The organism is Paraburkholderia sp. HD33-4, assembly GCF_021390635.1.
In the GTDB taxonomy this organism is placed as follows: domain Bacteria; phylum Pseudomonadota; class Gammaproteobacteria; order Burkholderiales; family Burkholderiaceae; genus Paraburkholderia.
This window is the reverse complement of record NZ_JAJEJS010000004.1, coordinates 36,869-51,062: the sequence shown is the minus strand read 5'-3', so window position 1 is coordinate 51,062 and position 14,194 is coordinate 36,869. Positions and strand designations below refer to the sequence as shown.

At 56.5% G+C, this 14,194-nt stretch carries 13 protein-coding genes and 2 pseudogenes; 4 read left to right on the top strand and 11 right to left on the bottom strand.

The window, feature by feature from the left end:
* Nucleotides 1-7: 7 nt before the first annotated feature.
* Both L0U84_RS42190 and L0U84_RS42185 read right to left on the bottom strand, forming a co-directional pair.
* Nucleotides 8-370, bottom strand: coding sequence for a hypothetical protein (locus L0U84_RS42190; RefSeq protein ID WP_233860024.1), 363 nt, complete (start codon nt 368-370; stop codon nt 8-10).
* Between the two features lie 53 nt (nt 371-423).
* Nucleotides 424-1,098, bottom strand: coding sequence for a lytic transglycosylase domain-containing protein (locus L0U84_RS42185; RefSeq protein ID WP_233860022.1), 675 nt, complete (start codon nt 1,096-1,098; stop codon nt 424-426).
* A 438-nt stretch (nt 1,099-1,536) separates the two neighbouring features.
* On the opposite strand from L0U84_RS42185, the gene L0U84_RS42180 reads away from it, so the two are divergent.
* Complete coding sequence (locus L0U84_RS42180) at nt 1,537-1,824, top strand: Arc family DNA-binding protein (protein ID WP_233860021.1); 288 nt, start codon at nt 1,537-1,539, stop codon at nt 1,822-1,824.
* Nucleotides 1,825-2,280: 456 nt separating this feature from the next.
* On the opposite strand, the gene L0U84_RS42175 is transcribed toward L0U84_RS42180, so the two are convergent.
* The 4 genes from L0U84_RS42175 to mnmH all read right to left on the bottom strand — a co-directional run bounded on the left by L0U84_RS42175 (nt 2,281) and on the right by mnmH (nt 6,007).
* A complete protein-coding gene (locus L0U84_RS42175) occupies nt 2,281-3,294 on the bottom strand; it encodes a fatty acid desaturase (protein ID WP_233860018.1) in 1,014 nt (337 codons plus the stop codon).
* A complete protein-coding gene (locus L0U84_RS42170; protein ID WP_233860017.1) occupies nt 3,278-3,991 on the bottom strand; it encodes a helix-turn-helix transcriptional regulator in 714 nt (237 codons plus the stop codon). Before L0U84_RS42170 ends, L0U84_RS42175 begins: the two co-directional genes overlap by 17 nt.
* Nucleotides 3,992-4,025: 34 nt before the next feature.
* The gene (locus tag L0U84_RS42165) at nt 4,026-4,271 is read right to left on the bottom strand and encodes a hypothetical protein (RefSeq protein ID WP_233860015.1); all 246 of its coding nucleotides are present in this window, start codon (nt 4,269-4,271) and stop codon (nt 4,026-4,028) included.
* Between the two features lie 707 nt (nt 4,272-4,978).
* Complete coding sequence (gene mnmH / locus L0U84_RS42160) at nt 4,979-6,007, bottom strand: tRNA 2-selenouridine(34) synthase MnmH (RefSeq protein WP_233860014.1); 1,029 nt, start codon at nt 6,005-6,007, stop codon at nt 4,979-4,981.
* A 907-nt stretch (nt 6,008-6,914) separates the two neighbouring features.
* On the opposite strand from mnmH, the gene L0U84_RS42155 reads away from it, so the two are divergent.
* Entirely contained in the window at nt 6,915-7,400 is a 486-nt protein-coding gene (locus L0U84_RS42155; protein WP_233860013.1) for a hypothetical protein, read from the top strand.
* 637 nt (nt 7,401-8,037) lie between these two features.
* On the opposite strand, the gene L0U84_RS42150 is transcribed toward L0U84_RS42155, so the two are convergent.
* The 3 genes from L0U84_RS42150 to L0U84_RS42140 all read right to left on the bottom strand — a co-directional run bounded on the left by L0U84_RS42150 (nt 8,038) and on the right by L0U84_RS42140 (nt 11,744).
* The gene (locus L0U84_RS42150) at nt 8,038-9,240 is read right to left on the bottom strand and encodes a Replication protein O (protein WP_233860012.1); all 1,203 of its coding nucleotides are present in this window, start codon (nt 9,238-9,240) and stop codon (nt 8,038-8,040) included.
* Between the two features lie 249 nt (nt 9,241-9,489).
* On the bottom strand, nt 9,490-10,512 hold the full coding sequence (locus L0U84_RS42145) for a ParB/RepB/Spo0J family partition protein (RefSeq protein ID WP_233860011.1): 1,023 nt from the start codon (nt 10,510-10,512) through the stop codon (nt 9,490-9,492).
* The gene (locus L0U84_RS42140; RefSeq protein ID WP_233860009.1) at nt 10,509-11,744 is read right to left on the bottom strand and encodes a ParA family protein; all 1,236 of its coding nucleotides are present in this window, start codon (nt 11,742-11,744) and stop codon (nt 10,509-10,511) included. Before L0U84_RS42140 ends, L0U84_RS42145 begins: the two co-directional genes overlap by 4 nt.
* 795 nt (nt 11,745-12,539) lie before the next feature.
* Here L0U84_RS42140 and L0U84_RS42135 point away from each other — a divergent pair.
* Together L0U84_RS42135 and L0U84_RS42130 are read left to right on the top strand one after the other, a co-directional pair.
* A pseudogene (locus L0U84_RS42135) lies at nt 12,540-13,109 on the top strand (cyclic nucleotide-binding domain-containing protein); the annotation flags it as partial.
* A 23-nt stretch (nt 13,110-13,132) separates the two neighbouring features.
* Nucleotides 13,133-13,270 carry a hypothetical protein gene (locus L0U84_RS42130; protein ID WP_233860006.1) on the top strand — a complete coding sequence of 46 codons (138 nt, stop codon included), beginning with the start codon at nt 13,133-13,135 and terminating at the stop codon, nt 13,268-13,270.
* Between the two features lie 32 nt (nt 13,271-13,302).
* Here the strand turns inward: L0U84_RS42130 and L0U84_RS42125 are convergent, their stop codons facing one another.
* The gene (locus tag L0U84_RS42125) at nt 13,303-13,611 is read right to left on the bottom strand and encodes a helix-turn-helix domain-containing protein (protein WP_233860005.1); all 309 of its coding nucleotides are present in this window, start codon (nt 13,609-13,611) and stop codon (nt 13,303-13,305) included.
* A 203-nt stretch (nt 13,612-13,814) separates the two neighbouring features.
* Nucleotides 13,815-14,180, bottom strand: a pseudogene (locus L0U84_RS44335) (DUF3717 domain-containing protein); the annotation flags it as partial.
* Nucleotides 14,181-14,194 lie beyond the last annotated feature (14 nt).

Below are 14,194 nucleotides of genomic sequence, written 5' to 3'. Positions count from 1 at the left end.
CGCGCGCTCAGGTAAAGAGGTTCCACAAGTACGGCGCGAGAGTACCGACCACCGCGCCTACCACCGCGACCTTGCCGCCCAGCGTGACGAATTCGGCCCAGTGCGCGCGATCCGCCCAGCACTCCGCGCCCTTCCAGAGCATCACACAGGAGGCGATGATTCCAAGAATCGTGTAGAGCCAAGTTTTGAACGTGCTTGCGCCCTGCGTCGCCGAGTCTAGACCGCTGGCGAAAGCCAGCTGCGGCCCAATGATGCAGGCAAGAGCGAATGTCATCCGCATATGGCTTGCGGCACGACACATAGCAACGTACACCGGATATTTTCTCAGTTGTACTGATTCAATATATTTGAGCTTGATCCCGTGAAACATGATTCCTCCATCTGGTTGCCATCGTTCAACCGCCACCCGGCGGCGGATTCACATCATTCGCACGAGTCACCGTCACACGCGTAATCCCCAAAGGCGTCCCACGACGGATGTTTGCGTGAGGCGGGGTCACTTCCCTCTTCGACCCCAGATGTTGTCGCCCGGCGCACTTGATTCGGCTGCGGCGGAGACGGCTTCGTTGCCAACGACCGATTCATAACGACTGGAATCGCCGGTACAACGTTTGCCTGACCGTCCGCTTGCTGTGCGTTTGCCGACACGCGGTGAACGTAGCTCTCGCCATCGAAATCGGCGACAAATCCGCGCGTGAAGTTGCCGCTGTAGTAGCAGCTGATTGCGGCGCCCATCGCCCTCCCCCCGGTCCGTATAGTCTCAGTGGCAGTGGCGTAGCAGCGACTCAGGATCTCCGCGCTAGCGTGCAGATTCGCGCACATGTCGAATACGGTTTCGTAGGTCAGGCCGTAGCGGGTCAAGTTGGCCTTGTTGATCTGGCCAAGCCCCAAGCTGAAGTTGATGCCGCGCGCGTCAAGTGCTATAGCAGTCGCAACAGCTTCCCCGCGATTGTGGGGCTGATGCACGAGATGCCCACCAACAATGCCAATCGCATAGGGGTTGAAACCGGACTCAGTACGGACGATCGCTTGCAGTGTGATCGGATGAACAGTCGGAGCACACTGTTGTGCGAGGAGATTGAAATCTACCGACAACATGACAACCTCGAAAACTTCGGCGGTTGATCCGAGCCTCTATCAATGAGCACCGGCAACGCTTTAAAACGCAGTCTTGGACGGTTGCGCGCAGGGGCTGACAAGCATCGCGAATGAGTTGCAGCGATGCAAAGTGCCTGCGCTTGAATGAGAATAGCCATGCATGTTTCCTCAATAGCTGCTGCGTAATGGTCGGCTAATGCCGATGTGTCAACGACGACATCAACCGTATCTAGCGCTCGTTTCCATCCGCGAATCGTTCCTCGCGTTGCTTGCGCCCTAGTCGGCAGCGATCAGTTGCTTTACTTCGTTCACGAGTTGGGCGCATCGATCGACCTCTGCCGGCAGTCTGCGCGAAGTGGCACCTAAATCGAATGTCACTACGCGTGACACGTTATGTCACTATACGTCGGTGTCTACGTAGTGTCAAATGTTGCACCTATGGATGACACATTTCGCTCCCAGTTCCGGCTGCCGTGGCCGGTCTACCTTCAACTTAAAGCGGCAGCTGCGGCCAGCGGGCGGTCTTTAAATGCCGAATTGGTGGCACAGCTCAGTAACGCCCTATCAACTCCGGGCGACGAGGCAGCACCGGCGAAGGTGGCGCCTCTGACTACCGAGCAACTCTCCCTGGTTTTAGGGCACATCGGCCTGCGGAACCTCCTGACTCCCAAAGAAATGGATACGGTCGCAAAGCGACTTCAGGCACTGCTCGCTAGTGACAAGTAAGTGCCATCACAGTGAGGTCGTATCAAGCGTCGCGAATGAAGCGTCTGCAGGAACGTTACCGTGCGCAGCCGCTGCGGAAACACAACTCGCGACTCACTGTATGTTGAACTTTCGCAACCGCCTCACCGCCAAACATCAGCTGCAGTAACGGACGCGATTCAATCAGGTACGCAAGTCGAGAGATTCGTGCAGGGAGAAGTCCAGCCCCCTCCCCTCTACCTCGGCGCGACGCGCACGAAGCTCAACGATCAGTTGTGCATTCTTCGAGCGCGACTCATGCTTTGCGCGCTCGGCCAGCCAGTCGTTTAGTTCCTTGGGTAGTCGACACTGTGAGCGAACGACGTCACCCATTCCCGCCTCTTGTCACGCACTATCGTGCTATTTGTCAAATGCTTCGTCGAAGGCAACACTGAATCGACACCACACTGACACTCTCGCTTAAACCCCCTGACAACTTCAAGATGCACGTTTATTCTTGCTTTCCATACTCGTTAGTGCTATGGCGCTTCGCCAGCATTTCTGATGGTGGTTCATGATCGAGAACCAGAGGGGTGGAATGAGCGCCAGGAAGAACATGTGCATGTAGCCAGCGGGCAGTATTGCAGTACCGCACTTGAGGCGCTCATAAGAGAGTGTTTGTTCGAGGTGATGATGGGCGTGAAGACCGTTATTCACGAACAGTCGATTTGACAGCCACGAATGGGCGTTCCAGGCGACAGGATCGCCACCATCAACGAGGCCGTAGTGCTGTATATAGCCGATCGTTTCGACAACAAAAATGGAAATCGCACACTGCCCCACATAGAACAGTAAGCCGCGAGGGCCACAAAGATACGCGAATACCACCACCGTTTCGAGCCACATCGACACAGGAAACGAAAGCCTGCGCTTTCGCCCTTGAGATAGTCGTCGGCGATCGTCAGCAAGAACCGCCGTAAGCGAATTGCCGAAGGAGCGTCCTACGTGTCTCCAAAGTGACAGGCCGATGGGGGCAGTTGACCCAAACTGGGGATCGCCCACATGTGCGTGATGCAGTTCGTGTACCAAACGATAATGTGGGTAGCCTGCGAGAGTCATCGCTATATCGGAAGCCCTTCTTCCCCAGCGACTATCGCGATGCATCACTTCGTGAATGTGCGCCATTGCAAACGCGCCTAGAACGCCTGATACAACTGTAAGGCCCACAAACTCCATCACAGCGACGCGCTTGATTCGGGCGGTGGAATCCAGGACCGCGAGCAACCACAAACAGATGAAGCCGACAGGAACAGCGATGCTCGTCGATGCCATGTCGTCTTTTTGGTTCTCTATGGCAACATGCTCACCCAGTATCGCATCGAAGACAAGAATTGCAGCTATCATACAACCGAGGTACACCCACGGCTGATCATACTGAAACGCAACGATGGCTGAAGCCGGCAGCGTCGACGACAACCAGTACCATCCAGGTTTCTCACGCGAGGAGGTCATGCTCCTCCGCGAATTTCACCGCTGCGGTGATGCGTGCAACACCAAGCTTTTCGTTGATGCGTTGGAATTGGCGATAGACCGTCATGGACGATACCTGCAGTTCGGTGGCGATATCTGTCGCGGTGAAACCGGTCTTTACCAGCTCCAGGAGCCGAAGCTCTTCGTGCGTCAGGCCGGTTGCCTGTAAAGTCTCTTCTCTCACTGCTCCAGACGACCACTCGAGTAGTTCCATAGCCAACGCGCGGAGAAATGGGCGTGCTTCGTGGAATCGCGGTTCCATCTGTTCTGGTGGGCGGTCGGATCCGAGATAAAGAACACCGATGCGCCCTCTTTCGCTCGTGTGAACAGGGACGACATAGCCGCTGCGGAATCCATACTCCGCGGCAACTACAAGCATGCGCTGCTGTCCCGCGGTTCGAACCGGTATCGCGGAGCCTAACAAGGGTGCCGTGTTCGAGCGCGCATATTCCAGGCACGGATCCGTCAGATACCAGCGGTTTGCGTTATACAACTGGCACCACTCGGGGCGACAGCCGATCAGGAATCGGTAGGTTGACCGACTGTCAGAATGGTCGGAAGGATGCAAGGTGACGAATACAAACCAGTCGGCTCCGTGATTCTGAACGGCGCGTTTGACGAGTGGAATCAATTCCATCTCGTCAGCTGCATTCAGGAGATCATCAACGCCCAATTCCATAACTGCCGCCCTGCTCAAAGTGCTTCGCTAACCTTTAGCTTCCCCACACCAACTGGCGTACTTCGCCATAAATGGCCTTCATCATTGGATAATGTGGATCGGACGACGCGAAGCCCTCAAAATCAGCGAGAGCAAACATCGGAAGGACCTGCACGGCAACCATCTGATTTCCCTGAACGACAAACCGCTCGGCGACAAACCCGGTAGCAACGCGATACAGCCGAATACCGATTTGTTCGGTCAACACGCCGATATGACGTTCAAACAAGAGATTCTTCATAGTCCTCACCGATCGCGTCAGGGTGATGGCCACACTTTCTGCACGTGCGATCGAGGCACGCCTTGGATGACATGGAGGTAATTACGTTGTCCGTCACGCAGGCCTCGCATTCGAACAGACTCGTGAAAAAGGTGGCCCGACATGTCTGACACGTCATTTGATGAACCTCGTCTTCTTGCAAGCATTCCCATGGGTCATCACCGAATACGGTTCCGCAGACCGGGCAAACAATGCTGATTGACTGGCTCATAGTTTCTCCCCAACAGTTTGGTGCCGATGCCGCAGCAGTCGGCAGTCGCGACATAGCCGACTAGCGACGTACAGGCGTCGCTCCTCATGAAGATCGACGCAGTCTCGCGGGTCCGTGAACTGACGTGCGCGTCCTCCAGACTCTGCTCAGCTTGGCATAGGCGCCACCAGCGCACACCTTTCCCCGTCCTACCTCGCTAAAGAGAAACCGAAGCACCTTTGCGATACCGACTGCTTATCGGGGATGGCAGGAGCGAGAGATACTTGTATGAAAATACCGCTGCAATATTGCGGCGCACCACCTCTGTTACATTCCGAAATATCCTCCAGAACATGGCGATTTCGGAAGGTATTTTTCAGCGAATAAAAATTACCGGTATATGCGAAATAGATAAGATCGGAAATAAATACAGAACGGTAAGGCGCAGTCAGACAACTCGGTTATATATTGTGCAAGATCAACCAAAGCGACTGATCAGATTCCGAGCGCAGTTATTCAACGCAGCCGGTCGCAGGTCATGAAGTTCGATACGAGGCACATCAGTGAGCATCTGATAGTTCCGCTTCATCGAACGCGAGTATGAGGGATCGTAGTGAGCAATCATTAGTCGTTCGAACAATTCGGGGATCTTTCGGCTTCCAGCCAAACCACGCCAGAGGTCAAATTCCTTTCCGCCGACTAGGCTACGCAGATAAGCAAGCCGCTCGACCAGCGCATCCGGATCGCTTTCGAAATGCGCGTAGTCTTCGCGCCAAAGCCGCACGCGTTCTGCCATGGGAGCGCTCACCTGCAGGAGCGCCCCTTTCGAGTGCATTGTTTCGAGCAGCGCTGGTGGTAGCTGGACATCGCCAATCTTCTTGCTTTCGGCTTCGACCCAGACAGTACGCTCGCTGGAAAACCTGGAAAGCACATGGAGGAGCAAGCTGTCGAAGTACTTCTGAGTCGGTTGTGGAACTCCAGGTATCGCTCCGATCACCGAGCCACGATGAGCGGCGATCGCTTCGAGGTCGAGCACCTGTGCGCCTTCGGTCTCGAGTTGGTAGAGCAGACGCGTTTTCCCGCAGCCGGTCGGACCGGAAAGCACTACATAGGAAAACTCCCGTGGGTAAGTTTCCAGTTGCTCGTTGACCCAACGACGATACCCCTTCCAGCCTCCTGGCAACCGCTGTACTTTGTAACCGATCGTGTCGAGAGCGTCGAACCATAGACGGCTCCGCTTCCCACCACGAAAGCAGTACACCAAGATTCTGTCACGTCGAGAGCGCTTCGCGATCACGCTCTCGAGGTGGCGCGCAATATTTTTGAGCGAATACTCCACACCGATCAGATACGCCTGCATCTTGTCGGTCCGATGCAAGGTTCCTACTTCCGCGTATTCGTCGTCGTTGACGACCGGAAGGTTGATTGCGCCGGGGATATGATCCTCCGCATATTCCCGCTCGCAGCGCGCGTCGATGATCAGATCGTACTCTTCGAATCGATACATGGCCGCCCACCCTTCGAGTTACGAGTGTGCCGACGTCGTCAACCCGACGTCGACGGAACGCTCCGATTACAAAGCGCCGCTCGCGGGGAGAGGACGACGGGGATGATCGCCCGGGCCGCGAATCGTAGATCTTTGAACTCGATCTTCGTGTCCAGCGCGACACCGGATCTTAGGCAGCAGGCGCTTTTGTCCGCTTCGCCTTGCGCAGTTCGCCAGCTACGGATAGACAGAACTTATCCGCGATGCTGGGCCATGGCAAGACGTTTGCCTCGTTGTGCGGTACCGGTTCCGGTTGCTCTGTGCCAATGTACCGTACATTCACCTGCTCCGGTTACGCGATCTTTAGCGACCGCTCCTGCGGCGACGACGGTCGTAGCTCAAGCAGCCCCTCACGAGAGGGTCATGGCTGAACGCGAGGTCCAGCGCCAGCATGTGCAGGTTCCGTGGATGCCCGCCCAGCATCTTCAGCAGTAGCAGGTCTATCCGCCGACGTATCCCCCAACTCAACCGGCATGTAACCCCGCGATGGCGCCACAAAGGATGATCCATCAGTCCCAAGCGCCGGCCCAGCAACCGCACATCGTACATACGGGCCGCGGCGTTGACTTCAATTCTGTCATCCAATCGAACCCGGCTCTGGCGTACAGCAGTCCGATTCCGGAGGCGCCGCAACAATCGTAATAAGGTTCGCGCTAGGCGCAGCAGGCAAGCCACCCGCAGCCGATGTACTCCCAGCCGATGTACCCCATACTTAGCCTCTCCCCCAGAGCATCAGCGTCTGGTCTAACAATGTCTGACGGCATGGGGGAAGAGCGGGCGTTGCCCTCTCTCCCCTCTCATGATCAAGGGAGCGACGGAACGCCGCTGCCAATCTGGTACTGAACTGAAGTCTGCCAGGTACACGTTCTTGACCGTGGTACCGGTCGACTGCGAAGTGATTCGCGTGATTGACCGCTGCCGGGAAACATTTGGTCAGGACACGGTTCTCAAGCGTCGGCAGAACAATGTGCACAGCGCGATCATCTACGAGCACGTGCAAGCGAAGGAAATCGGATGCATCAACGTCCAGTCTTTCGAATTTGTACAAGGCATGTACGGATATTCAGGGATTCCTACTGGAAGCGAATTGCCCGGATCAACCTCGACAATATTTGGGCAACGCGGCGTAACGGTTCAATATCCCCGGTTGACAGATGAACGACCATGGGTCCCAGCCCTGTCGATCCGGCGCACCAAGGTCCCTTGCTCAAGCATCGTAACCATGACCTCACGTACCGTGGTCGGGGAGTGCATCCCTGACCTCTATTTCGCCATTCTTATTTTGGCCTACCGAGCGAATCGGATTTCAAAGATAGATGTCGAGACTGAGTCGCGGGTCATGGCTAACCCGTGATATAAATTAGGAGTGCTAACGTTTGGTTTGAATGCTACTGGAACAACTGAGTGCTCAGTGTGAGAACAATCATTGGACCTTTTTCAAGTTTGCTGGAAGGTCGGCGAAGCGATGGTGATCTCCGGCTCGCACTTGCTTTGCCCGGGCGCCCTCCCCGCCTTGCACAACGAGCAACGCTTCGATCGAAATGCGTCGACGCGGCAGTGGATCATTGTCTGACAGTGCAGAAGTGGCTCACGTCGAAATACTGGTTCGGGGTTGAGGCTTGCAGCTTGATCAACGGAGTGACGTCGCCATTAATGTCACTTAGATAATCTGACGGACCTACAACGGTTCGGTCGTCGGTCCGTCTTGGTGGGGAGCACAGGAGCGCACGAGATTCGACGTGGGCTGTGTGCGTGGCGCGAGTCCGAGCGAAACATCGGTGTTTTTGTTCCATTCACCTTTATCGCTTTTTGCGAAGATGAGGAAATCGACACCAACTACCTTCGCCTAGTTCGTGAGCTAGCTGGGTATGGGAAGGGCAAGGCGATTCGGCTTCTTTTGGTGAGGCTCGAGTGCTCCGATGTCGAAGGCAAAGTTGACCGCGGGTGGCAGGCAGCATCGAGACGGTCCAACGACCCGCTTTTTTGCTTCGTCAAGGCGCTTGCACCTGTGTCCGCATGCGCAGCAGAGAACGCAATCCAGAGATATGGCTCCGAATCGCTTCGGTTACCGCTGGCTTCTCGTCAAAGGTGACGACCGGTTGAGCGACGGCATTCGCCACACGGCGAATGCGGCCGGCCGTCAGTGCTTGAACGAAACCTTCCTTCCAGTGCGTAGCTTGACGCTCAACACCTTCATCGATGCTACGCACAGTCATGTGCTCGCCGGTCGAGTCGATCGAATAGCGCATGTGTCCATCCGCGCTTTCGAAGACCTGGCCTGCATGTTCCTTTGCGGCTGCGTCGGATTGGTTCGCCAGGGTGATGCGCTGCTGCGTTTCAACTCGAGCAGCTTGTTTCAGGCGGAGCTGATGGCCAAAATCGACTGGGCTGCGAAGCAGGGCACCAAGATAGTTGATTGGTGTGCGAGCGGACTTCAGGTGTTCCCAGACGACCTCAACGACATCTGAGAGGAACTTACCGTTTTCGCGGGCGATCCGCATCAGTTTGAAAATCAGGAAATCAGAGAAACCCAGTGCCTTCAGACGCTGGAGATCCGCTGGCACTTCCCCTGATTGTCTCTTTTGAATAGAAGCAGGGGAAAGATCCTTATATATAGCACCGTCTGCCAGGTTGGCACACGGGGAGTTAAATGAGGATCCGGCAGTTTCAGTTTTCGGAGCATCAGTGGAGATCCAGTTTGCCGCGGAGGAAGCGGGTTCAGCTTGTTCCTGTGCGGTGAACTGTTGCGACGCTGCTTGGGGTTGAACGAAGCCAAGGAGGGCGGCTGCACGCTCCGTGAGGTGCAGATAAGCGCGGCCGAAAAGACCCGCTTCGACGTAGCGTGTTTGGGTTTTGCGTTCAATGAGTCCTGCGGACTCGAGGTCGTCCAGACTGCGATAGAGAGTCCGCATGGAAACCATGGCACGACCGGTCAGCAACTCGCGACGGGCGAAAATCGATGCGTAGGGACGTTGTGCGTCAACGGTACGAGCAAGCGCTGAGAGGAGTGCGCGAGCACGCTGGGGAAGGCCTTCGACGTGGGAAGCCCTGAATGCAGCCCGGAAGACGACCCACGGCAAATTGGTCGTGTCGCATTGAAATGCGACAAGGGCGGCAGAGTCGGTCTCAATCGGCGGGGTAATCTGAGGGTGTGCTTGACCCTCGCCAGCAACCGAACGTTGCGCGATAGACATATCTAGCGTCCAAACCAAGAAGTGGTTGGGTTTTGCTTGACTGTCTTTCGCGATCCGTTACACTCGGGGATGTGAGGTCCTTGCCGGTTTCCAGCCGGTGAGTGCGACGCGCGAGGTTCCAGCCAAGCCCGTTGCCAAAAGCCCCCGGTTCCAGCCGAGGGCTTTTGTTTTTCTGCTTTCCGTTAGTCCATTTCGACTCCCCTGAGGGATTCAGAAACTGAAGTCATTGATTTCAAAGGGTTTTTTGTTTTAGGCTTCGCTCTCAACTGCTGCTTTTGCCTTGGATTCCTCTTCCAGCACGCGCCTTAAAGCAGCCTGAATGCGCTCTGCTTCTTCGTCCGTCTGGAAGTTCAGGCGCAAGACACTACCTGCCCTGCGGATTTCGCAGTACAGAGACTTTCCCTGCTTGATCTTCTCTGTGACCGGAGTCGGTGCCGGCTTCTTTGCCTTGGAAGGATCGTGCGCGGCGAGCTTAACTGCCTGGCCCTGATCAATTTCGCCAGCCGCAAGTCTCTTTACTGCCGCGGTCACCTGCTCAGATTTCCCGTCTTTGGTATAGCCTGCGAGCGCCGCAACGGCCGTCGCACCGAGCAGATCCGGTTTTTCCTCGACCATCGACAGGACGTCAACCGGCAGCTGATCGAACGAGAAAATGTACGACATCAACGTCGTCGAAAGCCCAGACAGCTCAGCAAGCTTCGCCTGGGTCATGCCCTGCGTGCGTTCCAGCTTGATCTTGAAGCCAAGATACTTCTCATAGTCGGTGAGGCCCGACTGCATGAGGTTGGCGTTGAAAGCGCCGTCTGTCGCTTCGTCGTCCGAGCCTTCGATGATTACGCTGCGAATAGCTTCGCGACCGATCTCACGGTAAGCGTCAACCCGGTGATGACCAGAGACGATCTCGTACCGGCCGTCATCAATGCGCCGGACCACGACGGGATGGATAAGCTTGTTGTGCCGCAGATTCTCGCGCAGCTCGACGAACTTCTCCTTCGACATCTTGCGGCGCCGGCCGGTGATTTCCACCAGTTGATCCAAAGGGAGATCGGCCCCGGCGTTAGAGGCGTTCTCAAGCCTCTCCCGCATCGTGGCGAGTTCGGCCGCCAGTGCCTCAACCTCTTTTTCCTTTTCGGCGAGCATCGGCATGGCTTCGAGCAGCCTGCCTGGCGCTGTCCTAGGCATTTCGACCGGTGGTCGCGGAATGCCGCGACCCGATTCAGTTGCAGCGGCAATCGCAGCATTCTTGGCCGCTAGTTTGTCTCGGAGACTCATGCTACCTCCGCCACGTTGCTTTCCACTTCGGCGCTCCAGAGGGACGTGATCTGTTGGTCGATCATTTCCGCAAACCGGTCGTACGCCTCTCGGGCGCGCTGATAAGTCTTATTGCTACCTTCGTACTTCGAGATGTCGTAGACGGTACCGAACTCCATCGACGCCGTCGTGGTGACTGTAGTCGTCGGAATCTCGATCGGCAGCACCAAGCTGTCGTACGAACTCGTAATCCACTCGCGGACCTTGTTTGTCGCGATCTGACTGGAGTCGACCTTGGTCAGCAAGACGTGGATGAAGTCGAACTGCTTCTCAAGATCAGGAACGATCTTCTTCATGCTTCGGGCAAGATCCGTGAACAGCGACCAGAATTGGGTTGACGACGCGTAGTCCAGGGCATTCGGGGGAATAGGCACCACCAGGCCATCAGCGGCCATGAAGGCGTTGATCGTGACGTAGGAGAGGGCGGGCGGAGTGTCGATAATGATCGCGTCGTATTTGTCGAGCAACGGCTCGAGGCCTGCGTTGAGAACGTCCCAAAACCGGAAATTCGAATCCTTCGACTGCTTGAATGGCAGATAGAACTCCGCACCGAAGAGCGAGGCGCTCGCCGGGATCAGGTCAATTCCATCCCAGTAGGTCGACTGAATGGCGTACTCCAGACTGCTTTGCTCGCCGTAGATGAGCGGCAGGATCGTTTGATCGTCTGAAACCTCGCTGTCGGCGATGACTCCATTGAGTGCGCTGAGCGACGCTTGTGGATCCAGATCTACAAGCAAAACCCGTCGACCAAATAAGGAAAGACCCTGTGCAAGGGTCATTGCGGAGGTTGTCTTAGTCACGCCCCCCTTGAAGTTACCAATAGCGATCTTCTTCCCCTTGACGCCCGCGGGTCGGGCAGGGAAGGGGCCAACCTTCCTGACCCACTCGCGAGCCTCGACTAGCGTGAATTCACGCGTCCGTGGCAAGATCGTGCCTTGGGGGAGACCTAGGTCCGCCTTCTCCCAGTAGTAATTCACCTTCTTGCGATCCATTCTGCATAGGGAGGCAAGTCGGGAAGTCGAGAACACCGGAGCGTGCTTCTTTGGATGAGGCAGGAGCATTTGCTCCCGGACCGTGAGGAGCGTTTCGTTGGCGTGCTCTGAGATGATCTCGATATCCTCCAGAGCGATACGCATTGGAGTGTGTTTTACAGTCGCATCGATCGACACAATGGGTTTGGCAGTTGCGCCCATACAGTCCATCCTTTGTCGTTAGCGTTGTTCGGTGATCGAGTCGCCATTCGGTGATCTATACACTCGCGATTGGCGAATTGACTGGACTGTAAACGGTAAACAGGGACACCGCAAGTAAACGTTGCGGCCTGACTGCCAGGGTTGGCGTGCCTTCCCGCCCGAAAGCTCGAAATAACTTGAGGACTGTGGCCGTGAAACAAGGCCATGCGAATTTGACAGGCGATAAAATCGCGCCAAATCAGCTACTTGAGCCAATTCTGGCTTGAATGTTCCACGCTTTTTTCGCGAGTTATTCTCGAGATAATTGGTCTCACAGCCGAGATGCTGGGTTTAAAGAAACTTCCCGTAGAGATGTACTCTTCAATACGTATTCCGTAGTTTTCTTACAATCGAGATGATCGGAACTAAGGGTCTTAATGCAAAGCGATCCTAGGGCAATCCGCCGCACCGAAAAAGACTTCCAACTGTGGACGACTTCAGATCCGCGCGTCGGTTGACCTGAACTCATCTCTCATTGCACGTCCCTTCCTCGATCGATGAGCATTGATCATTTACTCATCCGAAAACTCAGCCTTCGCAGCCCGATCGGCGGTTCTGCCGCCCGACTTGTCATTTCCGTTGCCGGAACGTAGAACTACGCCGACTCCCCAGCAACGTACCTCCGTCCGCTGCTCCGGATGTGCACGGCGCTCGGCGTGTATGCCACCGAGCTTTAGTCAGGGTGGCCTCCCGACCTGATTCCATCCATGGCGCGACGCGTGACGTACGTCGAGGAGAGATGCTTATCGCACGAATGATCCATTGCGTGCTCTCTACACGGTGCTTATTGGATCGCTCAAGCTGCTCGTCGCAAACGGTGAGGGTCTGGAGCATGTAACTGGTTTGAGGATGTCGGGTGATGTAATTGGGATCGACGGAGTGTTCAGCGGGACCCACATTTTCAACGCAGTCGCACTCGAAGACAGCCACGTCCGTGTCGTGCCTTTTGCGCCGCTCAGGAACATGTGTGAAGAAGCCTGTCCCGTGCAGGATCACATGCACCGGCTACTGAGCTCGGAGATGATGAAGCGTTCGCGTCTCGGAATGCTTCTGAGCACGGTGACCGCCGAACAGCGCGCCGCGATTCTTCTGCTTCCCCTATCGCGCCGACAAAAGGTGCGCGGCTGTGCTGAAGATGAGTTTCCGCTGCGCATGTCTCGCGACGATATCGGCAGCTACCTCGGAGTGAAGCTGGAAAGAGCGATTGACAATCTCGGGCTCGCATGGACCCCGCACCGGAGGTATCACATGCGCGAGCCAGCTCTTTCAGCTGCTCGACGAACTTGCGATGGCGGTTTCGCAGTTGTCGCCTTCCGTGGCCATTGATCAAGACGCCCATCGAGGAAGCCATGTGCACTAGCTACAAGGCTGGGAAAGATATCCGCATGGAAGACCTGTTCGATGTCGATCCGCCACCCGGGGCGTGGCGGGACGAGATCTTTATGGAGTACGCGGTGCCGATCGCACTGAATAGGGAGGGGAGATAGATTGGAAACAAATCGCGACGCACCGACAGTTGCTATTCAACAGGATGTTCGCGCCGAAGTTCGCGCATTTCATCGACCTGGATTAACCAAATGTTGCCGAGACCTGCCGCATGGCACAGGAGCGCCCACGCGGCGTATGGGATATGCGATTCACCGCTGATCCAGCGTCTTATCTGGCGGCTTGCGCCTTTTCCGCTCAAGCCCACGAGAACTGCTGCTTCGCTTCCGGTCAGGCCGGCCCGGCGGATTACCTCGCGAACCTCCACCCCAGTGGGTTGTTTCCAGCCTTGAACCCAGGGAACCAGACACTCCGGGCGTATATGTGTATAAAAATCACTCATAGAAACCTCTTGTTCATACGTCGGGGCACTCATTCTGAACGGGCCTTCCGGAAAACTGGGGTAGGGTGTCGCCCGATCTTACGGCACGTACCTCCACACGTCGCTCAGCATCCAGCCCCCACGGCTTCGCCGCGGGGGAAACACGCGCCCTCTGGGCGCTTGACGACCCCGTCCCGTGGTCCACTCAGGCCCGATCCGGATCGTCACGCCGCGATCCGCGGCGCGCCGGCGCTCTCCCCACGCATTCTGCGTGGGTCCCCGTGCGCCTCGATCCGGGCGCGCGGCGCGCGCGACGTTCCCTCGATTATCAGGCCTTCCTGCTTGCAGGGGGAGGGCCTCTCGGGCACGGCCGCGATGGCCCGAGGCGTGGCGGGTTTAGACAGGCGGCCCGCGAAGGCCGCTATCGGATGGCACGTCGTGCCGTCAATCGGCAGTTCCCGCTGATACGAAGCGACGCCGATCGCGTCCAGTTGTTCCGGTGTGAGCCGCGACACGTCAACTGACAAGGCACGCTCGTAGATCATCAGGCCGTAGAGGTTGGCAAGCGGGCGCGCCGTTGGGCACAGCGTGCCGTCGCCAGGTG